Origin of the sequence: Mesorhizobium sp. WSM3860 (assembly GCF_002294995.1) — a bacterium.
In the GTDB taxonomy this organism is placed as follows: Bacteria; Pseudomonadota; Alphaproteobacteria; order Rhizobiales; family Rhizobiaceae; genus Mesorhizobium.
Window position 1 is genome coordinate 131,086 of record NZ_NSGF01000013.1, and the last position, 19,925, is coordinate 151,010.

At 61.4% G+C, this 19,925-nt stretch carries 32 protein-coding genes and 1 pseudogene; 13 read left to right on the forward strand and 20 right to left on the reverse strand.

Annotated features, from left to right (window positions below):
• Nucleotides 1-105 precede the first annotated feature (105 nt).
• The 10 genes from CK220_RS20585 to CK220_RS20630 all read right to left on the reverse strand — a co-directional run bounded on the left by CK220_RS20585 (nt 106) and on the right by CK220_RS20630 (nt 6,095).
• Entirely contained in the window at nt 106-429 is a 324-nt protein-coding gene (locus tag CK220_RS20585; RefSeq protein ID WP_095813278.1) for a hypothetical protein, read from the reverse strand.
• Nucleotides 429-623 (reverse strand): hypothetical protein, encoded by a 195-nt coding sequence (locus tag CK220_RS20590; RefSeq protein WP_095813279.1) that lies wholly within the window; start codon nt 621-623, stop codon nt 429-431. The genes CK220_RS20585 and CK220_RS20590 overlap by 1 nt, the downstream gene beginning before the upstream one ends.
• Nucleotides 608-847 carry an ABC transporter permease gene (locus tag CK220_RS20595; RefSeq protein ID WP_095813280.1) on the reverse strand — a complete coding sequence of 80 codons (240 nt, stop codon included), beginning with the start codon at nt 845-847 and terminating at the stop codon, nt 608-610. The genes CK220_RS20590 and CK220_RS20595 overlap by 16 nt, the downstream gene beginning before the upstream one ends.
• 104 nt (nt 848-951) lie before the next feature.
• Nucleotides 952-1,155, reverse strand: a complete 204-nt coding sequence (locus CK220_RS20600) for a hypothetical protein (RefSeq protein WP_095813281.1) — start codon at nt 1,153-1,155, stop codon at nt 952-954.
• Nucleotides 1,152-2,288: a glycosyl hydrolase 108 family protein gene (locus CK220_RS32935; RefSeq protein WP_348629672.1), complete on the reverse strand. Its 1,137-nt coding sequence runs from the start codon at nt 2,286-2,288 to the stop codon at nt 1,152-1,154. The genes CK220_RS20600 and CK220_RS32935 overlap by 4 nt, the downstream gene beginning before the upstream one ends.
• Nucleotides 2,289-2,871: 583 nt before the next feature.
• Nucleotides 2,872-3,873, reverse strand: coding sequence for a bestrophin family ion channel (locus CK220_RS20610; protein WP_095813282.1), 1,002 nt, complete (start codon nt 3,871-3,873; stop codon nt 2,872-2,874).
• 112 nt (nt 3,874-3,985) lie between these two features.
• Complete coding sequence (locus CK220_RS20615) at nt 3,986-4,333, reverse strand: hypothetical protein (protein ID WP_095813283.1); 348 nt, start codon at nt 4,331-4,333, stop codon at nt 3,986-3,988.
• Between the two features lie 209 nt (nt 4,334-4,542).
• Nucleotides 4,543-5,286 (reverse strand): terminase family protein, encoded by a 744-nt coding sequence (locus CK220_RS20620; RefSeq protein WP_245429303.1) that lies wholly within the window; start codon nt 5,284-5,286, stop codon nt 4,543-4,545.
• The gene (locus CK220_RS20625) at nt 5,231-5,629 is read right to left on the reverse strand and encodes a hypothetical protein (RefSeq protein ID WP_095813285.1); all 399 of its coding nucleotides are present in this window, start codon (nt 5,627-5,629) and stop codon (nt 5,231-5,233) included. The genes CK220_RS20620 and CK220_RS20625 overlap by 56 nt, the downstream gene beginning before the upstream one ends.
• Complete coding sequence (locus CK220_RS20630; RefSeq protein ID WP_095813286.1) at nt 5,622-6,095, reverse strand: hypothetical protein; 474 nt, start codon at nt 6,093-6,095, stop codon at nt 5,622-5,624. The genes CK220_RS20625 and CK220_RS20630 overlap by 8 nt, the downstream gene beginning before the upstream one ends.
• 412 nt (nt 6,096-6,507) lie before the next feature.
• Here CK220_RS20630 and CK220_RS20635 point away from each other — a divergent pair, with 412 nt between their 5' ends.
• The gene (locus CK220_RS20635) at nt 6,508-7,470 is read left to right on the forward strand and encodes an IS1595 family transposase (RefSeq protein WP_095813287.1); all 963 of its coding nucleotides are present in this window, start codon (nt 6,508-6,510) and stop codon (nt 7,468-7,470) included.
• 168 nt (nt 7,471-7,638) lie between these two features.
• Here the strand turns inward: CK220_RS20635 and CK220_RS20640 are convergent, their stop codons facing one another.
• From CK220_RS20640 to CK220_RS20650, 3 genes are all read right to left on the reverse strand, one after another.
• Nucleotides 7,639-8,586: a hypothetical protein gene (locus tag CK220_RS20640; RefSeq protein WP_095813288.1), complete on the reverse strand. Its 948-nt coding sequence runs from the start codon at nt 8,584-8,586 to the stop codon at nt 7,639-7,641.
• A gap of 141 nt (nt 8,587-8,727) precedes the next feature.
• Nucleotides 8,728-9,285, reverse strand: a complete 558-nt coding sequence (locus CK220_RS20645) for a hypothetical protein (RefSeq protein WP_141245183.1) — start codon at nt 9,283-9,285, stop codon at nt 8,728-8,730.
• Between the two features lie 14 nt (nt 9,286-9,299).
• Entirely contained in the window at nt 9,300-9,926 is a 627-nt protein-coding gene (locus tag CK220_RS20650; RefSeq protein WP_095813290.1) for a hypothetical protein, read from the reverse strand.
• Between CK220_RS20650 and CK220_RS31990 the strand changes: the two genes are divergently transcribed.
• The 3 genes from CK220_RS31990 to CK220_RS20660 all read left to right on the forward strand — a co-directional run bounded on the left by CK220_RS31990 (nt 9,925) and on the right by CK220_RS20660 (nt 11,072).
• A complete protein-coding gene (locus tag CK220_RS31990) occupies nt 9,925-10,083 on the forward strand; it encodes a hypothetical protein (protein ID WP_176479146.1) in 159 nt (52 codons plus the stop codon). The two genes, CK220_RS20650 and CK220_RS31990, sit on opposite strands and share 2 nt — an antisense overlap.
• 65 nt (nt 10,084-10,148) lie before the next feature.
• The gene (locus tag CK220_RS20655; RefSeq protein ID WP_095813291.1) at nt 10,149-10,700 is read left to right on the forward strand and encodes a Panacea domain-containing protein; all 552 of its coding nucleotides are present in this window, start codon (nt 10,149-10,151) and stop codon (nt 10,698-10,700) included.
• 3 nt (nt 10,701-10,703) lie between these two features.
• Complete coding sequence (locus CK220_RS20660; RefSeq protein WP_095813292.1) at nt 10,704-11,072, forward strand: hypothetical protein; 369 nt, start codon at nt 10,704-10,706, stop codon at nt 11,070-11,072.
• A gap of 88 nt (nt 11,073-11,160) precedes the next feature.
• Here the strand turns inward: CK220_RS20660 and CK220_RS20665 are convergent.
• Nucleotides 11,161-11,298 (reverse strand): annotated as a pseudogene (locus CK220_RS20665) (transposase); the annotation flags it as partial.
• Between the two features lie 180 nt (nt 11,299-11,478).
• On the opposite strand from CK220_RS20665, the gene CK220_RS20670 reads away from it, so the two are divergent.
• From CK220_RS20670 to CK220_RS20685, 4 genes are all read left to right on the forward strand, one after another.
• Nucleotides 11,479-11,799, forward strand: a complete 321-nt coding sequence (locus CK220_RS20670) for a hypothetical protein (protein ID WP_095813293.1) — start codon at nt 11,479-11,481, stop codon at nt 11,797-11,799.
• 139 nt (nt 11,800-11,938) lie between these two features.
• Entirely contained in the window at nt 11,939-12,484 is a 546-nt protein-coding gene (locus tag CK220_RS20675) for a hypothetical protein (protein WP_095813294.1), read from the forward strand.
• 164 nt (nt 12,485-12,648) lie between these two features.
• Nucleotides 12,649-12,918, forward strand: coding sequence for a hypothetical protein (locus CK220_RS20680; RefSeq protein WP_095813295.1), 270 nt, complete (start codon nt 12,649-12,651; stop codon nt 12,916-12,918).
• A 62-nt stretch (nt 12,919-12,980) separates the two neighbouring features.
• Nucleotides 12,981-13,286: a hypothetical protein gene (locus tag CK220_RS20685; protein ID WP_095813296.1), complete on the forward strand. Its 306-nt coding sequence runs from the start codon at nt 12,981-12,983 to the stop codon at nt 13,284-13,286.
• Between the two features lie 13 nt (nt 13,287-13,299).
• Here CK220_RS20685 and CK220_RS20690 read toward each other — a convergent pair whose 3' ends face one another.
• Complete coding sequence (locus tag CK220_RS20690; protein WP_095813297.1) at nt 13,300-13,716, reverse strand: DoxX family protein; 417 nt, start codon at nt 13,714-13,716, stop codon at nt 13,300-13,302.
• Nucleotides 13,717-13,994: 278 nt separating this feature from the next.
• Nucleotides 13,995-14,750 (reverse strand): tryptophan 2,3-dioxygenase family protein, encoded by a 756-nt coding sequence (locus CK220_RS20695; protein ID WP_095813298.1) that lies wholly within the window; start codon nt 14,748-14,750, stop codon nt 13,995-13,997.
• Between the two features lie 143 nt (nt 14,751-14,893).
• Between CK220_RS20695 and CK220_RS20700 the strand changes: the two genes are divergently transcribed.
• The 3 genes from CK220_RS20700 (at nt 14,894) to CK220_RS20710 (ending at nt 16,042) form a co-directional block, all read left to right on the forward strand.
• Nucleotides 14,894-15,364 carry an Lrp/AsnC family transcriptional regulator gene (locus CK220_RS20700; RefSeq protein ID WP_095813299.1) on the forward strand — a complete coding sequence of 157 codons (471 nt, stop codon included), beginning with the start codon at nt 14,894-14,896 and terminating at the stop codon, nt 15,362-15,364.
• A gap of 71 nt (nt 15,365-15,435) precedes the next feature.
• Nucleotides 15,436-15,705: a BrnT family toxin gene (locus CK220_RS20705; protein WP_095813300.1), complete on the forward strand. Its 270-nt coding sequence runs from the start codon at nt 15,436-15,438 to the stop codon at nt 15,703-15,705.
• Complete coding sequence (locus CK220_RS20710; RefSeq protein WP_245429305.1) at nt 15,689-16,042, forward strand: BrnA antitoxin family protein; 354 nt, start codon at nt 15,689-15,691, stop codon at nt 16,040-16,042. Before CK220_RS20705 ends, CK220_RS20710 begins: the two co-directional genes overlap by 17 nt.
• A gap of 368 nt (nt 16,043-16,410) precedes the next feature.
• Here the strand turns inward: CK220_RS20710 and CK220_RS20715 are convergent, their stop codons facing one another.
• The 3 genes from CK220_RS20715 to CK220_RS20725 form a co-directional block, all read right to left on the reverse strand.
• Nucleotides 16,411-16,770 (reverse strand): SPW repeat protein, encoded by a 360-nt coding sequence (locus tag CK220_RS20715; RefSeq protein WP_066999436.1) that lies wholly within the window; start codon nt 16,768-16,770, stop codon nt 16,411-16,413.
• A 248-nt stretch (nt 16,771-17,018) separates the two neighbouring features.
• On the reverse strand, nt 17,019-18,071 hold the full coding sequence (locus CK220_RS20720) for a PAS domain S-box protein (RefSeq protein ID WP_095813302.1): 1,053 nt from the start codon (nt 18,069-18,071) through the stop codon (nt 17,019-17,021).
• A gap of 38 nt (nt 18,072-18,109) precedes the next feature.
• Complete coding sequence (locus CK220_RS20725; RefSeq protein ID WP_095813303.1) at nt 18,110-18,355, reverse strand: hypothetical protein; 246 nt, start codon at nt 18,353-18,355, stop codon at nt 18,110-18,112.
• A 271-nt stretch (nt 18,356-18,626) separates the two neighbouring features.
• Between CK220_RS20725 and CK220_RS20730 the strand changes: the two genes are divergently transcribed.
• Nucleotides 18,627-18,968: a hypothetical protein gene (locus CK220_RS20730; RefSeq protein WP_141245184.1), complete on the forward strand. Its 342-nt coding sequence runs from the start codon at nt 18,627-18,629 to the stop codon at nt 18,966-18,968.
• A gap of 11 nt (nt 18,969-18,979) precedes the next feature.
• Here the strand turns inward: CK220_RS20730 and CK220_RS20735 are convergent, their stop codons facing one another.
• On the reverse strand, nt 18,980-19,390 hold the full coding sequence (locus tag CK220_RS20735) for an HD domain-containing protein (protein ID WP_095813305.1): 411 nt from the start codon (nt 19,388-19,390) through the stop codon (nt 18,980-18,982).
• A gap of 234 nt (nt 19,391-19,624) precedes the next feature.
• On the opposite strand from CK220_RS20735, the gene CK220_RS20740 reads away from it, so the two are divergent.
• The gene (locus CK220_RS20740; RefSeq protein ID WP_066999415.1) at nt 19,625-19,828 is read left to right on the forward strand and encodes a CsbD family protein; all 204 of its coding nucleotides are present in this window, start codon (nt 19,625-19,627) and stop codon (nt 19,826-19,828) included.
• Nucleotides 19,829-19,925: the final 97 nt, after the last annotated feature.

Sequence of the window (19,925 nt, forward strand, 5' to 3'; positions counted from 1 at the left end):
TGCGTCGCATGGCCAGGCGAATTGGTTCATCGCGATTGGCAGAATTCTTGCCGGCGGATGTCGCCAATGATCGGGATCGATCGGCAGGCCGGAATCCCGCGCCGCTCATTCTTCTGGTGCTGGCCTGAAGCGCCGCACCACCACCTCGAACACGATGTCCGAAATCCACATGGCCGAGACGCCGATGAGGAAGGCGGCGGCTAGAGTGGTGGTGTCGTCCGCAGCGTCGGGCATCGGCAGGCCGCTCGCCTCAACCCAAGCGACCACGGGCAGCGTCAGATAGGCGGCGGCCAAGGCGCCGCAGATCGGCGAGGCGATCATCTCGCGCAACTTGTAGCGATGGCGCGACAGTGCCCTGAGCACCCCGCCGGCGAGGCCGGCGGCCACCACTTGGCCCTTGACGCCGAGCAGGTCGAAGATGTCGTGCATCAGGGCCTCCAGCCACAGAGTTTTTCGCCCTTGCGGTTGTGGGCGAGAAGCGCCCTCGCCTCCTGGTCCGACAGGGTCTCGACGGCCTTGCCGGAAAGACGCAACGGCGAGGCAACCGCGCAGAAGCCGCCCTTGGCGGTGGTGCAGCCGCAGAGCGCTGCGACGAACACGGCGGCAATCAGGGTTTTGCCCATGACTTCAGCTCCTTCTTGACCGCACCGGCAGGCAGCGCGCCGATATCGTTGTCGACCTGGTCAGTGATATCGCGGGCTGCCGCCTCGCTGGCCGCCTGCCGGTTGCGCTCGGCCCGCGCCCCGGCAAGCCTCTGGTGAAAGCCCCAACCAAGTGCGGCAATGAAGGAGGCCAGAATGCTCAGAATCGCCGGATTGCCGGAGAGGAACGACAAGAGCGCCGTCATGCCAGCCACCACACGACGAGCGCCGCGATCAGGAGCAGCACTCCGATGACCCACGGGAATGCGTGGCGAATGAGTTCGGTAAAGACCTCGACCATTTTGCTACCTCATTTCGACCAATGGAATTTGCGGGCGAGCGCGTACCAGGCCTCGGCGGCGACGCTGAGCGCCAGGCCAAGGGCGGTTTCGAGCGCCATCTGGATGTCGGGATCGGCCGAGAGCGCCTCGGCGTCGCCGGTGCCCAGCAGGCCGCGCGCGACGAGCACGCCGGCGGCATAACGCAGCGCGATGCGGATGATGACGGCAATCATTGGCAGAACACTCCGAAGAGATTGCAGGGAAGATGCGCAGCCCAGGCAGCGGCTGAGCCGAGTGCCAGCGCGACGAGAGCGAGGACGCCGGCGGCCTTGCGGGGCGATGGCTGCGAAACAGCCGGCGGGGCGCTGTCGTCGCCAGACGCGTTGATGGGCGGCTGCGTGGCGTCAGAGACCGGCGCTCGCGACGAGGATTGAAGCGGCGCCTCCGGCTGCGCCGAGATGAGCAGCGCCTCGGAGCGCACCGAGGCGACGCGCGCGCGCCAGCCGTTGCCGAAGGTCGGCCAGGTCGGCAGCCGCTGGAGGAAGGCAAGCCGGGCATCGCAAAGCATGTCGATGACGACGCCGGCTGGTTTCGCCCGGGCCGCGGCGAGCGTGGCCGGGCCGATGCGGCCGTCCTGGGCGACGCCGAGCGCCGCCTGCAGATATTTCGCCGCCCTGCCCGGCCCGCTGTTCACGGCGAAATCGAAGACGGCATAGTCGACGCCGTCGGGGAGCTCGTCGCCGGACACGGCGTCCCAGTAGAATCGCCGATACAACCTGAATTCCTCAAACCAGGAGTGGAGCGTCGAAAACACCTTGAAGCGGCCGGACTGCATGCGGTCGAGCATGTCCATCAGCCCGGCCTCGACCGAGACGGAGCCGTCGGGGAAACGGGCGTGGCTGGTCAGCATGTTCAGCCCATGCGCGGCATATTGCTTAGCGAGCGCCACGCCAGCGCCTTCCAGCGTTTCGCGGCGACCGTCGCGCGGCCAGGCGAAGGGCAGCCATTCGCCCCAGGCCTTCAGCGCCAGCGCCTGCATCGCCGGCGTCTGCTGAGAGGCGCGGTGCGCCTTCGTCACGTAGACGATGTCGGCCTCGGTATCCCAGGCAAGCTCGATCGCCGCCGAGGGATGGTCCCAGCCGAAATCGAGCGCGCCGATGCGCGGCCACCAGCGCGGCAATTTGAACGGGTCGCAGACAATCGTTTCCTCCGCCACCGGGAAGATGCGGCCGGAGCCGAGAACCGGGATGCCTTTCGCGCGCGCCTCGCGCTCATGCTCGGGATAGGCGGCGATGATCTCGGCGCGCTGCTCGGGCGAATAGTGCCCGGCATCGTCGATGGTCATGAAGGTGACGTGTCGGGACATATTAGCTTGCCGCAATTATCTGCCACGGCAAAATATCGCCGTTGATAATACTGTTCATCAATGCGATGTTGCTGATGAATTGGGGGGGAGATACATGATCCGCATAGCAATCGTCGTGGCCATTGCCGCGAGCGCCTCAGCCTGCCAGTCGAATGTGCCTTATGACACCAGCAAGCAGACCTGCAGGATGTACGATCTCAATGGGCACCAACACAAAGTCTGTGCTCCAGACACTCCGAACAAAGTATGCAATGTGTGGTTCAATCAGATTACGGGCGACGAAAGAATATGGTGCCAACCCCTCACCCGGAAAGCGACCGATCCTAAGGCTCGCGCCAGGCAGCTTGCGGGCAGCAAATATCCCTGATCCGGCCTCATCCGGCTTTTCAATTCCGGTTCCTCGCCCCACGCAAGTGGGGGAGTGGTGGCACGGCGAAGCCGCGACGGAGCGGGGCAGCGCCGGCTTGTGATGCAAGAGCGGCAGGCTATTCGTCGCGCCTATCCTCCTGCGAAGGGCCGCTCCGGCCGCTCCGCGGCCACCTCTCCTCCCTCCGCTTCGCGCGGGGCGAGGAACCGGGGGCCTTCAAGTCGCGATGTCATTCACCGGCGCCAGCGGCGCGGGAAGCGCGGCCTCCCCAAGGCCCCGGCGCAGCTCGATCTCGATGTCGCGGCAGATCTGCGAGATGGGCACATCGTTGGCGTTGCCCTCGAACGGATTGGCGCTGCTTTCGCCGACCTGGTCGAGCGACATGTAGGCCCAGCCCAGAAGCGCGCTGAACGGGATGGTCAGCCAGATCGCAACGACGCCGAGCGCGCCGCCAAGCCTGGCCATCTCGGCAAAGACCGGCACAATGCCGAACGGCAGCAAGCTGCAGAAGATGATCATGAAGATCGAGCTGACGATCGCGTATTGCCGAGGATAGGGATTGTTCTTGATGCGATCGCAGCGCGCCTGCTGGTCGTGCAAGTCGCGCATCAGCTTGGTCAATTCGGAATAGACCTGCGTCGGAACGGCTGACCTCTTCAACAAGCCGTTGATCTCGGCCAATTGCCTGTCGAGAAGTTCTATTGCCGGCTGCGGCGATTTCAGCACGCTTTCGGCTTCCTCGCCCAGCAGCCTGCGCAGTTCGTCGCCAAGCGACGTGTTGTCCTCCTGGATGTGATAGCGGCGCCGCCGGAACTCGATATTGGCTGCCTTCGCCAGCGATTCCCACGGCATCGGCCGCCGCAGCGAAAAGCGCAGCGCCGTCAGCCAGGCAAGATGGCGATAGATGAGCTGCCTGGCCGTTGCGGCATCCGCAAAATCCCGGGAGAAACCGGACAGCATCCGGCTGCTGGCGGTGATCTGCGAAAAGGCCTGCAGCGCCTCGTTCGCGCGAGTGAAGACTTGCGAATTCTTGAAGCCGGCAACGAGCGAGACGGTGGTGCCGAGCACCAGCACGATCGACCATGGCACGGAAAACCCCGCAGTCGCCGGAAAGCGATAGGCGGCAACCGCCAAGCCGCTTACTACGACCATGTAGATGACGCTGCGCCGCGACCAGAGTGCGAAGTCCAGCAACTTATAGGAACGGCCGATATACATTTCCGAAATCCCTTACGGCGTGCAAATCGCGCGAGCGCGTTCGCGCACCATAAGCGGTGGAAATCGTTTTGACAGGGGTGGCCTTTTCTCTTGTGGGAGGAGGAAGCGGCGCTCAGCCCTTGTAGCCTTCGTTGACGCAGTCGTTCTTCCAGGCCCAATCGAAGTCGGCCTGCGACATCGACTGCCCAAGGCCCGGTTCCACATAGGGGCCGGCGCCGTCGATATAGACGATGAATCGCGCTTCCTTGGTGAAGATCCCGCTTCTGACGACCCCGCAGGTCTGGCCGGTCGCGTTGTCGCCGGTAAGGTACACATGCGAGAAGGTCGCCGCCGGATCGTTGATCAGGCCGCGCATCTTGGCTTCGGCCGAAGCGATCGCATCGGCGCGCCAGTCGCCACTGGAGGCGGAGCAGGCCGAGAGCAGCGCGCAGGCAAGAAGCAGGTTCGGTATAGGTCGCATATCGGCTCCGGATCGCGGCCGAAAGCTACTCGACCTTCGGTTGCGGCCACAGCGGAATCGCAAATCATGGTTTCGACGCGGTTTCGCGAAGCTGCGGTTCCTCGCCCCCACGCAAGTGGGGGAGAGGTGGCGCGGCGAAGCCGCGACGGAGCGGGGGCAGCGCCGGCTTTCGAGGCAAGAGCGGAAAGCTACTCGTAAAGCTTGTCGCCCTACGAAGACCCCCTCGCCGGGCGTTCCGCGGCCACCTCCCCCCTGCCTTGCGGGGGCGAGGAACCCAAGCCCTGAACCGCCTCCGCCGTCAAAAACCGCAGCACCACATCGCTCATCCCCAACAGCGGCGTGAACGTCACGATCGTTATCCCGCTCGTCGCGTTGGTGCGGGTCAGACCCTCGGAATAAATGTCCAGCGGCGGCTCCTCGTCGAACCAGACGCCGTGCAGCGTCTCGCCCTGCCATTTCTCGCGGCCTTTTTCGTAGCTCTTGAAGGAGAGCACGCTCTCGCCCGCCTGCACGTCACCGCCACCGCCCCAGCGCACGACCACGCTGTCCAGCGCCCCCGGCGCGCCGCGGCCCATCACCGTGCCGGAAATCGCATCGGCCGGGATCATGCCGGTGCCCCAGGCGGCCTGCTGCTGCGGTGGGCCGACCAGAACGCGCTGCGGATTGTCGCGCGTGCCTTCACCGGTCACCCCGGCGGCCCAGAGCCGGACGGGCGTGTCGAACACCTTGCCCGTCCACCAGTCCGGATAGCGGCCGGTGAGGTGCATGGCCCATTCGGCGCCCCCTGCCCTGGTCTTGCCGAGCTGGTTGCCGGCCATGAACAGGCGCTCGCGATTTCTTGCCCCCGCCGCGTGGAACTCGGCCTGCCTTTCGTACGGCCTGTAGGCAGCAAGAAGGTTACGTTGACGGCGCCGATCCATCTCCTCGAGCAGCACCAGATAGGTCTCTATCATCGAGGAACGGCCGCAGCCTCGCTTCGAGGCCGCGGATGCGGCTGCGGATCTCCTCATCGCTCAATTGGCCGAGACTGTTTTGGTTTGCATCGAGACCCTGCGAGAACTCTTTGGGCAGCATCGTCAGCACGACCTTCAGATACTGATCGGGCTTTTCCGCCCTTACCGCGGCGATGACGCCGGCGCCATGGGCGCGGAAATCAGCACGGAGCGCGGCGGCGAAATCGTCGCCCAGCGTCTTTTTCGAGCGGCGGGCTATCGGCGCGGTGGCCGGCTCAGGCTTCGCTCTTGCGGTTCGGGCGCCGGCACTCTTGCGCCGCGCCTTGGCTGCGCCGTCAGCCATTGGCGGCTGCATCGGCTACCGACGTTCCGGCGGAACGAAGCGCACGCGCCTTGGCGGCCTTGCGCGCCGGCTTCTTGCGCGGCTTGGCGCGGTTTGGCTTTGGCGATGCCGCGCGGTTGCATGCAGCCAAGCCAATTGGCGAGGTCGGCGGGACTGCGCCCCGCTCTGTGCTATCGGACATCTCCTCCATTTGGGGGGAGATCGGCAGCCTCGGCGCCCGCGCTACCACTGCCTTGAGCCTCGCGGCGGCGGCGCTGACATCCACAAGGCCAAGACCCTGGCGCGGAAAGCCGAAGCCGCCAGCGGCGTCGACCGCGCCGCCGCGCACCATGCCGATGCGCACACCCGGCGCGACTGGCTCGACGCGGCCTGTGCGGGGCGGCACGCCGAACGATTCGAACTCGCCGATGGCGCTGACGATTTCGGCGCCGTCGTCGCCGGTGATGATGGTGGCAAAGCGTGGCATGCAGGACTTCCGCAAATTGGATTCAACTGGAACGGTCGAGTTCCGGCCCACCCCCCTCTGTCCTGCCGGACGTCTCCCCCGCAAGAGGCGAGATCAGCAGCATCGGCCTTGGCGCCGCTCTTCCAAACATCGGTGATTGGCGAAAGCCTGCGCGACATCCAATCCCCCTCCTTGCGGGGGAGATGGCCGGGAGGCCAGAGGGGTGGTGCTATCCCGCCAGTGGCGAAGCTACCAAGCTGAGGAACCACAAAAAACCCGCCGGGCGGCGGGTCGTTGGCGCAAATCAGCACCATGGATAAAATCATAGCAGAGCTGCCCTCACCTGGCAACCATCTTAGGTAACTTTTCCTAATATTTTACTTGCCGTACCCAAATCGAAGGTTTATAAAGGTGGCATAAGGAGTTAGCCGCCATGTCATCCGTTCTCTCTGACCGCCAGTTCCACGACGAAGCCGCAGCGTACCGCTGGGTTGAAGCCAGGATTTGGCCGAATGGTCCGGTTTGCCCGCATTGCGGTGGCACCGACCGCATTTCCAAGATGCAGGGCAAGAGCACCCGGATCGGCACCTACAAGTGCTACCAGTGCCGTGCGCCTTTCACTGTGAAGGTCGGCACCGTTTTCGAGGCCAGCCATGTGAAGCTGCATCTTTGGTTGCAGGCTATTTTCCTCATGGCTTCGTCGAAGAAGGGCATTTCGAGCAACCAGCTTCACCGCACCCTTGGCGTAACCCTGAAAACCGCTTGGTTCATCTCGCACCGTATCCGTGAGGCGATGCGCGAGGGTAACCTTGGCCCGCTCGGCGGCAACGGCAAGATCGTCGAGGCCGACGAAGCCTATTACGGAAAGGCAAGCGACCAGTCGCCGTCCGCACAGCGCAAGGGCCGCCCACTGTTGAAGCGCAAGCCGGGCACCAGCAACAAGCGCGCGATCCTTGGTCTTGTCGAGCGCGGCGGTTCTGTCCGCACCTTCCATGTCATTCAGGCCAACCAGCACAACGTTGCCTCGCTGGTGACCGCCAATGTCGCCCGCGAAAGCAAGCTCTACACCGACGAAAGCCGCCTCTACTCGGGCATGGGCAATCACTTCGCCGGCCACGGCACCACCAAGCACGCCGCTGGCGAATACGTCCGTTACGAAGGCGGTGACGTCATCCATTCGAACACCATCGAAAACTACTTTTCGGTGTTCAAGCGCGGCATGCGCGGCACCTACCAGCATTGTGCGGAGAAGCACCTTCACCGCTATCTCGCCGAGTTCGACTTCCGCTATAATCGCCGCGTAGCTCTTGGCGTGAACGACGAGGCGCGCGCCGCCAGCATCCTTTCGGGTGTCGTTGGCAAGCGGCTCACCTATGAAACGACTAGTGCGAGGTGAGGTACCCTATGGCATCTGGCGACCATCAAAATACCGCCCGAAAGCCGCCCGCAAAAAAGGCCAAAAAACTTAGCCAGAAAGAGCAGTCCGAGCGGTTCAAACAAACCGCTCGGGAGCTTGAGGCAGATGAAAGCGGCGCGTCATTCGAAAAGGTCGTTGGCAAGCTTCTCAAAAGCGCGTCTCGGCCCAATGAGCGTTAGCGGCCTGAAGGTCCGCTTCCGACTTGGCTTCCGCAGTCTCCCGAAGGAATTTTACAAGTCGATTGGCGTGCTTTTCGGCATAATGCCGGCAGAAAAGCTTGCTACGGTCACCAAGAGTGAAGCCGTAATAATCTTCGGCGGCCGGAATCTTGTTCGTCAAAGCCTCAAACGACTTTCTAACAGGCAGCTTTTTCCTTCTGTCCTCGATATGGCGCGCCCATTCCCACGCCACAAAATCCGCAGCATGGAAGATCCCTTCCATCTCTTCTTTGGGTGTCGCAACAAGCCTGGACAGAGAATATTGCTCTAGAACATACTTATACACCGGGTGAGATTTTGATCTTTTAAGCAAATTATGAATATATTCAATAAATCCACCTTGACCATCATCGCCAGCTTCAAGCACATATGAGATATGGTTACCAGTATCGGTTCCACCGTTTGCGAAATCACCTAATGCCCACATGCACATGTGAATCATTGGTCCATATTGCTTTTTAAACGCCTTGTATAAAAACTTATCTGCCGCCTTCACATTATTTGAGTCTTTCGGGAACTTCTCTGCAATCAGCACATCATCGTACGAAGTGCATACTATGTGCGAAGCGTTATTCCTTATTATTTCTACGATGCCCCGCATAATTCTGTCTTTGTCGGTATCGCTTATACCCGCGAAGTCTCCTTCTCGCGCGTTTAGGTCAGTCATGTGGAAGGTGCGACCGTCCATTAGGCGCTGCCAATGTTTATTCGCTCGCTTGGCGCGACCATAGGTGAAAGCTACGCCGGCCACGGCGTAAACGCCGGAACCCGAGCGGCCTGCATCGATGCTGGCACGAAGCGCCACGACTTCACCCGATAGGTCCAAGGGGAAGAGCGAGGCTATCGACTCATCCCGGAAATCAACGTGCGCGTTCATAGCACGCTCCTGTTGACCTTGGGTACGGGAAGTAACATATTAGGTAACTTTTCCTAATTGTATACGTGCCCGAACATGGTTCTTTCGATAGAAAAGCTAGGACAGGCTGGCGCCGACAAATCAGAGGAATTCAAGCGGGAGCTAGTCCGCAGGATCATCGCTTGGGAGGGGAACCCCGATCTTGCTACCGAGTTCGCCGAGGCTCTCTATGAGCTGTTCCTTCGTCATTATGCCGAAGGCAACTTGCCCAAACCAAGTGAGCATGAGCACTAGCCCTGCGCACTCCTCGCCGGCTGCATAAAGCTCGTCCAAGGTGAACTTCTGTTGTTCCCATTTGAGAGGATCGTCTTTGCTATAGCGGTTAAGAGTTACGGTGGTTGAGCCTTCTGCCACCCAGCCGCCGTGCAGTGCCCAATGTCGAATCTCAGCAAGGCGAGTTGCGGTAGCCAAAAGGGTCTCTAGCCATCCTGTATGCTCAGCTAGCTCAGGCCGGTCGGCGAACGCCTTGCGGATGAACGTACGCTTCCTCTTGAAAGCCTGGGGCGGCGTCAGTTCGAACTTCTGTCCGCCGTAATGGACGTGCAATTGCCTGACTATGCCGTCCAAGGTTGTTTCGACACCGGCCCAATTCTGAGCCAAATAGCCGATGTGCATAAACCATCGTTTTTCATCTTCCGGGAATGTATCCATGGCAGTCATTGAAGTGACGCCCGCTATGCTTGAGGCCGGGCTTTCTGCCCTTTTCCCTGACGTGGAGTTCCATCCGACTTCGGACGAGGCGGAAGTGTTGGCGCGAGCCTTTCGAGCCATGGCGAATTTGTCGCCGGCGCCTCTGTCAGCAAATGCCATATATGAGCAACGAGACAGGAAAGCCGTGCGGCCCGATCCCTGACAATCGGCAATTCTGAGAGAGGGCGCGGTTTGTCGGACTTGACCCGGCGCGCCTCAAGAACGGCTTTGTCGCCCCAAACGCCGTCACACCAGACACCTTCTTTCCATACACCATCAGCCCACGCGCCATCGCGTCTGACCATCTGAAACCAGGCATGGACGAAGTCATTTCTGGCGGCCGATACAGACTGGATTTCCACCATGGCGTGAGAGACGAGCCATAGGATTTTCTCATCGGTTGTCTTGGCTCTGACTAGCTCTGACCATATCCCGGCATTGTCTGAAATCTTGGTTGCCCCCATAATACGGTTCGCCGCCATTCTCTCGACCGTCAAGAGATGGGCAACGGTGCGGATCAGGATTTCGTCGACTTGCCCGATGATAGCGGTAAGCTCGCCAAGCTGGGCGTGCTGCTCATCGCTCAATAGGAGCTTAAAGGCCGGTTCCATGGATCCCTCGCAAGCCGAAGACGAGAAGAAATTCAACGAGAAGCTGAAGCGGATGCTAAAGACGCCGCCGAAACCGCACAAAAGTGACGGCGACGGTCAAAGCAATCAAGACGGGAAAAGCAAAGAGCCAGCAACCAAACCCGCTGATGGGCGTTGAAAGTTCGTGATTTTTCCACAATTTGCGCGTATGAAGCCTTCAAATTATGAGGTTCGCGCACCGACATGACGCGATTTGAATTTGATTGGGAGAAGGCGATTCAGGCGATCGACTACATCGCCAGCCTGCGTCCCGGGCTGACCCAGTACTACATCGGCAAGGTGATGTTTTTCGCTGACCGCGAGCATCTCATCGATTTCGGCCGTCCCATTAGCGGCGATAAATATGTGGCGATGGAGCATGGCCCTGTCCCTTCCGCGATCCGCGACCTTCTCAAGACTGATACTGGCTACCCAGACGAGATCGTTGATCAGCTTAATGGTAGGCTCGACATTAAACCTGATGGGAACAAGCAGCACGTTTTTTCGAAAGGGGTGAATGACTTTCCCCGGTTGTCCGGAAGCGACAAAGCCTATCTACAGGCGTCGCTGGACAAATACGGAGCGATGTCCTTCACTCAGTTGAAGGCGGTCTCTCATAAAGATCCCGCATACGAGGCGGCATGGGCAAAAGCTGGCGCCGCGAACGAGATGGATGTTGAACTTTGGTTCGACGACTTTGAAGACCCTGACCTCGCGAAGGCTCAACTTCGCGAGAATACTCAATGCATTGCTTAATCGATGCAGAAATGGGAGGTAATTCGCATATTCTGCGATTTCCTGCCCAATCCGCATGACAAATTCTGTATCTGCATCTGCCCTCAAACCAATCTCTTTATGTTCATCAATAGCGACCCGCCGCAGTTCAGAAAGGCGCGGGAACTAGCCATTACGATAGACATCCAAGAGGCAGGCTTCCTGCACCATTTGTCCTATGTGGATACAACGAAGCTGACACACATCCCCAAGCAACTTGTGCAGCAAGCGTTGGGAGACCCAGCCAGACATCACGGGATGATTGCCCCTTTCTTGCGCACAAGGGTCAGGGATGCAGTCAGTTGGAATGATGTAATGGAGCAGGCGCACCGGGACAAAGTGCTGGAAGACTAACCGCGCCGCTTTCGCATTCGGATTAGTTTACGCGCCTTCTGCTTAGGCGATACCGGCTCCACCAATCCGCCGATAGGTAAGGCGGTGGCTTGCCTTCCTTCTTCGTAATGCGGTCGGCGCGAGCGTTGCCGCAATGCGGGCAGTTCGGGCCATGCGGCCAACGCTGCGCCTCAAGATGGATGCGGGTAGCTTCGGCATCCGTGAAGATCGGGTGAGTGAGTTGCATGGCGGCGTTCCCCTATGCTGCAGACGCGGCGCCGCTCGGCGCACCGATAAATTGAGGCCTAAGTCTTAAAGTTCCAGGAATTTTTGTCGGAACCAGCTCCGGGCCGACGGGTTCCACCCTTAGTCGCGACGCGACAGACTCCCGAACAGAGAAACGATCTCGCACAAGAAGGAGAAGATCATGCTTACCAAGATTCTTGCGGCATCGGCTCTGACCATCGGTCTGGCTACGGCTGCGATGGCTCAGAATGCAACGGGCGGTTCCGCCGGCACGGCGGGCAGCGGCCAGAGCATCACGGTGGACCCCACCACGCCGGCCAATCCGCCGCCTGATCAGATGGCACCCGATATTGGCACGACGGGCAGCATCACCACGGACGGCATGAATTCGAACGCCGATCGGAATTGCCCGGCGACGCCGCAGGGCGCCCAGCCGGATGCCACTCACACGTCGCCTGGCACGGCAGCGCCGTCGGTGAACGATAATCATTGCGGCAAGTAATAACGAGACACGGCGGTTTCGCCGCGCGAGGGCCGTGGAGTTCCACTCCACGGCCCTTTGCTTGGAAGGGAACCATGGCCGACGTGAGCCGTTGCAAGGTCGGGCGTGAGCCGTTGCAAAGTTCAGCAAGGAGAGACCCATGGCAGATAATGAAACCAACCAGGGTAAGGACACGAACGCAGCAGCCGCGCGCAACGGCAGCTCGACGTCGCAGGGCGGCGGCACAGAGCGGAGCAATCCGACCCGCAGCAGCGCTGCCCGCAGCGGCAGCGCTTCGCGCACCAGCGCCAGATCTTCAGCCGCTTCGGAAGCGGCGATGAGGAAGCAGATCGCCGAATTGAAGCGGGAGGTGACCCGGCTCAACCGCGCGCTTGCCGACCAGGCCGAGGAAGCCGCCAGTGCGACGCAAGGGTGGTACCAGAGCGCGGCCGACCGGGCCTCCGGCCTCTACAGCGGCGCTGCCGACCGGGCGTCTGAATTCTACGGCGGCGCGAGCGATCGCGCCTCACGCGCGGCGAGGCAGCTGCGAAGCCAGGCCCAGAGCGTTTCCGAAACCGTGCAGCAGAATCCCGGCACCGTTTCCACTGCCATGGTTCTTGGCGGCCTCGTCGGCTTGCTGATCGGCATGGCGATGGCGCGCAACTCGGACGCCGACCACGACTGGGCTCGCCCCTGGACCCGCTAGAGCAATCGCGCCCCGACGGCCGCCGCAGCGCAGGCCGCGGACGAAGGCCGGGCCCAGAGCCCGGCCTTTCCCATATTGGCGGGTTGGTGTGCCCGGTTGTCCTGGGCTGGTCATTAGCCGGACCTTATGGAATCATTCCCCAAGGGGAATCGCGGAGAGCGGGCATGGACAAGTCTGCCATGGCATCGGTCTTTCGGATGCGGCATGCGCCAGCAGGTATTTCAGGCGTTCGCAGCCTTGGCCGGGGCCAGGCGGATCCGGTCTTCCATTCGCGCCCGCTTGGCGAAGCCATCCGCTTCATCGCCGAGGCCGACGGCCAATATGACCTCAGCGCCGTGGCCATTTCCTATGGCGATCGCTCGACGCCGCCGCTGGGCGCCCGCGAGGTCAAGCAGCTCTGGGCCGAATATGGCGTGCGCCTGATGGAGGCGTAAGGCGGTCCGGATCGGAAACGCCGCTCATGCGTTTTCAAGCGAGGTCAATGGGAGGAAGCGCCATGAACGTCGCCAACCTGCAACTCGAGGGCCTGCTGATGGCCGTCGCGGCAATCAACCATACTCTGGTGCGCAAGGGGGTGCTGACGGTCGAGGAGATCGACATCGCGCTGCGCAAGGCCGAGGCTGTCGAGACCGGGGAAGACCGGTCCGAGGGCATATCGGCGTCGAATCGCGACGCCATCAACTTCCCGATCCGCCTGCTCGAGCTCGCCAACCAGTGCCAGCCGGAAGCGGACATGCCGTCCTTCTCCAAGCTGGCGCGCATGGTCGGCCAGATGAAGGAACCCTATAACGATCAGATGTGAGGTGGCGGCCGCTTCACCTGCCCGGCCAGCCTTGCCGGACGGCCAGCACATTGCCCGGTCCGTGCACGGCGGCGAAGAACAGGCCGGCGAGGAAAGTAAAATGGTCGACGAAGAAGCCGAACTCGGCCTGGTTGCCGGCCCAGTGCGACGGGCCATGGAATGAAAAGCCGAGGAAGATCACATAAAGCGCCGCGACCAGCGCCGCCGGCGTGAAGAAGGCGCCGGTGAGGAAGGCGATCACCAAAAGCACTTCCAGGATCGCCGCGCACCAGGCGAGAAACAGCGCGAACGGAAACCCGGCGGCAGCGATGTAGCCGGCGGTGGCGCCCATATCCATGAACTTGAAGGTTACGGCCATCGCGAAGACGGCGGCGAAGATCAGGCGAGCGATGAGAATGGCGGCGGTCCGCCAGGTCGATTGCGTTTCCACGTTTGTCCCTCCGGTTGAAGCGGTTGATGCCCCAAGGACGGAGGAAGGGCAATGATTCCGACAGCGGCGGGAATTTTTTGCCTGGGTGTGCTTGTTTCCTTCCCCCGCCGCAGGCGGGAGAGATGGCCGCGCAGTGGCCGGAGAGGGGGACAGTGCCGGCGATGGCACGACGAACGGCAGACTGCGAGCCCACAGCCCAAGTTCGACGCTCTACGAGGCCCCTCTCGGTCGCGGCTACACCGCGCCACCTCTGCCCTGCTTCGCGCGGGGAACCAGACTCAGCCCGCCTTCGCCTGCGGCGGATGACTGATCGAATCGCGCACGGTGCCGTAGGCCGCACCCCAGCGGTCGGTCATGTCGCAGCGTATGTCCCAGAGCTCGGGGAAGAAGCGGTGGCGCGCGCCGCCTTCCAGTATCTCCACCGGGCGGCCCTTCAGCGACTTGGCGCCGAGACCGATCGAGCGGTGGATGAGATAGAGGTGGCTGGCCCGGAATTTCTGGAACAGCTCGTCGAACTCGATCAGCGCCTCGGCCACGACATAGGCATCGCCATGATCGTAATGAGCGTCATAGACATCCTCGACGGAAAGCCCGCGGCCGTCGAGATAGGAATGCTTGAAGGCCCGCCAGAGGTCCGGCGGCAGGCGCAGGATAAGCTTGAAGCCCGGCGATTCCTGGCCGCTGCCATTACCGAGCTCGAGACGGATCTGCTGGTACTCCTTGGGCGACATCGTCTCCAGCAGATCGAGCTGCGCCGTCATCATGCGCACCAGCCGGTGCACGCGGCCCATCAGCGTGGCGATGCGGTGCGTGTCCTGCCTCTCCAGATAGTCGAGCACGTCGACCAGCGTGTAGGCGATGAGCTTCATCCACAATTCCTCGACCTGGTGCACGATCTGGAACTGCAGCTCGTCGGCATTGACCATCTGCGAGAGCGGCTTCTGGCATGCGAGCAGCTGGTCGCATTTGAGGTAGACGCCATAGTCGCGCATTTCGGGCGCCTCGATGCGGGCGTGATAATCCGATTTGTCCATCGCTCATCCTCCTCGCGCGGGCATGGTTTCGGCAGGCAGCCAAGCATAGCGCTTTAGGCTTGAACATTGTTCCTTTCTGTTATCCAAATAGCGGAAAGTGGAGGACGATTATCGTCCTTTCTGGCACCAGCGGAGAACGGATCGTGCTTGATGCCCTTGACCGCAAGATAGTGGCAGCACTCGAGCACGACGCGCGCATCTCCTTTGGCGAGCTCGCCAAAGAGGTGGGACTGAGCAAGACGCCGTGCTGGAAACGGGTGAAGGCGCTCGAGGATCAAGGCATCATCCGCAGCTATTCCACCCGCATCGATCCGGCCGCGATCGGTTTCGACATCGAGGCCTTCATCCAGGTGTCGATCGACTTCGAGGTGTCGGACGCCTTCGAGGCGGCGGTGAGAAAGCACCCGCTGATCCGCCGCTGCTACGCCACGACCGGCGAGGCCGACTATCTATTGCAGATCGTCAACGTCGACATGCGGGCGCTGGACAGGATGCTGCGCGAGGAGCTCAGCCGGCTGCCCGGCGTGCGCCGCACCGTCACCTCCATGGCGATGCGCGAGATCAAGGGAGACATTTCGTTCGCCGACGCGGCGGCGCATGCGCTGAGGGGATGAGCGGTACAAGAATATTTGCAATCAAAGAGTAATTTCAGTATATACGTTAATTGTCGAGACCGGCGGGGGCGATGCGTTTCGAATGGGATGCTGCAAAGGCCAAGACCAATAGGGCCAAGCACGGCCTCGATTTCGCGCTCGCTCCGGAATTCGATTTCGCCAACGCGATCATCGCTATCGACGACAGCGCGGACTATGGCGAGGAACGCCTGGTCGCCACCGGGATCATCGGCCTGTCAGTCTGTGTGATGGTCTATGTCGAGCGCGGCGAGACGATCCGGGTGATTTCGCTGCGACGGGCCACGAAGAAGGAGATCGAGAGTTATGTCGAAAACCTCTAGTCGTTCCCGCTCCGCGATCGTGCACCGGGAAGCAATCCCGCCGAAGCGCACCCGCGAGGAAGCCCTCGCCATCGCCCGGGCAGCCCTTTCCCGCATGTCCGAACAGGAAGATGCGGCGATCAGGGCAGCGGCGTTGGCCGATCCGGATGCGCAGCCTGCCGAAACTTTGCCGCGCCGCAAGCCCGGCCGGCCGCGCGCCAAAGTCAAGAAGGTTGCCGTTTCGCTGAAGCTCGACCCCGATGTGGTCAGCGCTTACCGCGCCCAGGGTCCCGGCTGGCAGACGCGGATGAACGACGATCTGCGCAAGGCCGCGAAACTAAAGCGCCACGCTCGCTAGACTGCCCTGGCAGTTTGGCGGCGCTCAGGTCAGTTTGCAGAAGGCCGGCCGGCTCGGGTTCCCGCGCCGGCTTTTCCTTCTCGGCGTCGGCCTTGCGCTTCGGACACGCCTCGAACTCATGATCGCGGCCGCCGCAATAGGAGCAGCATTTGGCAGGCTGATCGGCATGGAGCATCGGTGCCATTCCCAAGAATGCACGAAAAGGTTTGCAGTTGCAGCAATTGCGTGAGGTCGCAACCGCTGCTCAGCCCCGTGCCCCGATCGGTCTTTCATGCAGTTCCGGTCGGAAAACCGGCTGCACGCTTTTCCTGGGATTGCCTTTTCAAGGAGCTCGCCGCTTGCGCGGCGGGCTCCCGGTCAATCACCTCTCACGCGTGGGCGTGGGGATGACGGACGTCCCAGACGGCCCAGGCAGATGCCGCTACCACGAGCACGCCAAGGATGACGTGCGTGAGCATTACATTCCTGTCCGCCGCGAAGCCCAGCAGCCAGGGCGACACGATCAGCCAGAGCCCGAGCACGAGATTTACCCATTCCTCCCATTCGGCGAACACCGAAAGCGTCGCGAGCGCCAGCGCACCGAGCAGGACGCCGACAATCCAGGCGTTCCACGCGGGCATCATTGCCGCGGTGAATCCGATGACCCAGGGTGAGATGAACAGGCAGATCGCGAGGACCAGGATAACCCAGTCCTTGCTCTTCCTTTCTTCCATCAGTTTGCTTGCCATGACAACCTCCATCGATGAAGCCAGACCAAAGCAACTGCATTCACGTGCAATGCGCACGCTATGTTACATGATGTAATACATTTTTACGGCCCGACAAGGGAACCTTCCGCGGCAGCCACGATTCGCGCGCCTTGCGTCCGCTTATGTGCCACCTAGGCAAAGCTCATCGTGCTCGGCGCGGTTGTCCTGACGGAGTCCGCGCCGGATCGGGCTAGCCGTCCCTCACGGCAAAGGCTCGGAACGGGCTCTCATCCGTAGACGTCGCTTCCGCTCTCGGCGCCGAGCTGTGGCATGACAATGGCTTCGAGCGGTGCAGCCAGCGACCATTTCAACGCACCGGACGAACGCTCGAGACTGGAGGAGCCGCTGAGCGATTGCGGCGCCACCCGCTGCAGCACCACGGTGCCAAAACCCTTGCGCGCCGTCTCGTCCGGCTCGCCAGCGGCATGGCCATTCGAGCTCTCCTGCCAGACAAGGTGAAATTGGCGCTGCGCCTTCGGGCCGGTCTCGACCGTCCAGGTGATCTCGACATGCCCGCCCTCGCCCGCCAACGCGCCATACTTGGACGAGTTGGTGCCAAGCTCGTGGAAGGCCATGCCGAGATTCTGCACGGCATTCGACTGCAGCGTCAAAAGCGGGCCGGAAAGCGAGATGCGCTCCTCATGACCGAACGGTTTCAGATGTTCCTGGATGAGGTCGAAGAGACTGGCGCCTGCCCATTCCGAGGTGACCAGCAGATCGTGCGAGCGCGACAGCGCCATGATCCGGGCTCGGATCATCTCCTCGAACTCGCTGGGGCTCGCAGAACGCTTGTTGGTTTCCCTGACCATCGACAGGATCACCGCGAACTGGTTCTTAACGCGGTGGTTGACCTCGCGCATCAGGAGCCGGATGCGGCGCTCATTTTCCCTGGCGGCGGTGATGTCTCGCGCGATCGTGGATGCGCCGACGATGTCGCCCGCAAGGGTCCTGATCGGCGACACCGTTACCGAAACGGCAACGAGCGAGCCGTCCTTGCGCTTTCGCATGGTGTCGAGGCTTGCCACGCCCTCACCCCGGCGGATGCGGCTGATAATGTCGGTCTCCTCGTCGTGCATATGCTCGGGGATAAGGAGCAGCATCGATTGGCCGATGGCTTCCTCCGCGCTGTAGCCGAACATGCGTTCTGCCGCGCGGTTCCAGTCGGTGATGATGCTGTTCAGATCCTTGCCGATGATGGCGTCGAAGGAAGAGTCGACAATGGCGGCCAGACGCGCATTGGCGCTGGCATCTTCAAATTCCCTGCCCCCGGATGTCACCATGGGCACTAGTTAGCGCGGCTGCATTTCATAGCAAGCGCTTAAGCCTTGGAGGGATCCGGATTTTCGCCATCTCCCTTTGCTGGATCCAGGACGCCGAAATCCTGCGACTTCATGCCGGTCCCGGCGGTCAGGAAACCTTCGGAGGCGAGGCCCCTTCGCAGAAGCTCGCGCACGGCGGCGGAGCGGCTCGGCATGCGTTTCTCGAAGCGCCAGTTCTCCACTGCCGCCAGCTCCTCTTCCGTCAACATGATCTGCAGCCTTTGCGGCCGCTCCAATTCACTCACCCTAGCCTCCCGCAGGCCATAATGACACGAATGAGTATGTCACTCACTGTCAGTAAAAGTAGGATTCGGCTCAAAAGACGTCAAGGTCAGGCGAGACACCAAAGGCAATGGACGCTAATGGTACCCATGATATGGCGAAACCGCATTTCTTGGTCTATGCTAACTTATTGATTTTTCTGGCTCTTTTTGCATTTTTTGATTGCCAACCCGGCGAGGTCGGCGCATTATGGCCGGCAGAGGGATGAACCGCCCGCGAAAGGAGGTTTTTCCGATGTTACGAGGATTTTCCGACCGCTTGCGCAACGACGCTCACCACAAGGTCCAACAGGCCTTGCGGGAATACGGCATCGTCAACATCATCCAATTGTCGGAAGAAATCAGGCTGATGAATATCGGCGAGAACATTGCCCGCGAGGATATTGAGAGCCTGGTGATGCAGGTGGCTCAGCTCTATGGCGGGGCCATCGAGTTCGACGAAGAGGCTCTGACGGCGCTGGACCTCCCCGACGCCTGCCCGGCTGACAGCCGCAACGATCTGGAAAAGGCGCTGAGAGAACGGTCGCTTCTTTCACCCGAGGCGGCGGATCTGCTGCAGCTGAACGACAAGGGCTAGAGCAATTCCAGTCAGTCGCTGGTCAACTCGTCCAGCAGGCGCAGTCCATTTTCATATTTCCCCGGTTCGGTGCCCGCTTGGTGCGCCTGCCAGAGATTATCCTTGAGGTCCGCCTGCTTGACAGGCAGCGCGAGCGCGTTGGACGCGGCACGGCAGACAAAGTCGTGCTCGCTTTCGTCCATTCTTTTCGTCAGGGCGTCGACGGCCGCGACCACCGGAAAGCCGAAGCCCGCACCCTCGAGCCGATCGAGCGTCCACCCCTCGCCTTTCTCGACCACGTCGTGCAGGTAGGCGACGGTTTTCTCGTCAAGCGTTTCGACCGCATCGGCGACGCGCCTCAGATGTTCGATAAAGGGACGACCGGTCTTGTCTTTCTGGCCGCGATGGGCCTCTTCAGCGATCTTCGCTGCCTGGTAAAGCATGATCTCCTCGTCTCTCCATCCGAAGCCCGCCCAGCTGGGCCACCGAGTCGGGCAGGAGCGGGGCACCTGATCCCCGGTCGGCCAGCGTGCCTTAATGGTGCAGGGGGGACTGCGCGCCATACTGCAGCAGAACATGAGCAGCGTTTGAATGTTCCGTCGCGTCCGGTCGAAAAACAGGAACCCGCGGCCCGCGCCGTCGTTAGCTCTTAGGCAAAAGCAAAGGAGGTCCGCACCATGGATTGGAACCGCGTCGAAGGTAACTGGAAACAGGTCAAGGGCAAGGTGAAGGAACAGTGGGGCAAGCTCACCGATGACGACCTCGACCGCATCGCCGGCAACCGCGAGCAGCTCGAAGGCAAGATCCAAGAGCGCTACGGCATCGAGAAGGATCGCATCCGCCGCGACATCGACGACTGGGCGAGTCGCCAAGGCTGGTAACATCTGCGCTGGATAGAAAATGAGCCCGCAGCCCCGATCGGGGCTGCGGCGTCAAAAGCCAGGAATTTTGATTTCAGAACAGGGACGCTATATTAGT